The organism is Neisseria sp. P0001.S005 (assembly GCF_051963715.1).
This window is the reverse complement of sequence record NZ_JBQCTZ010000927.1, coordinates 1-299: the sequence shown is the minus strand read 5'-3', so window position 1 is coordinate 299 and position 299 is coordinate 1. Positions and strand designations below refer to the sequence as shown.

1 pseudogene is annotated in these 299 nt (G+C 49.2%); it reads right to left on the bottom strand.

What is annotated here, in order from left to right:
• Positions 1-143, bottom strand: a pseudogene (locus tag ACTHSP_RS23530) (phenylphosphate carboxylase subunit delta); the annotation flags it as partial.
• Positions 144-299: the final 156 nt, after the last annotated feature.

Genomic DNA, 299 nt, shown 5'->3' with positions numbered 1-299 from the left:
CCGTCCAAAGTGTGGAACGATTTGATTTCTTCGCCGTTGTCGCGGATAAAAATGCGGCCGTCGGTCAAAACGCCGTCCACATCCAGTATCAGCAGTTTGATACCTAAAGCGCGTTGTTGCAGGTCGGAAGAGAGGTTTTGCATAAGGTTTCCTTATTTCAGACGGCCTATTCTAGCATAAGGCCGTCTGAAAACGTTTTTGCCGTCGTTTCAGACAATTCGCGCCATCAATAAATCGTGCATGTTCAGCGCGCCAATCAGCACGCCGTTTTCTTCGACCACCAGCAAACCGTTCACATG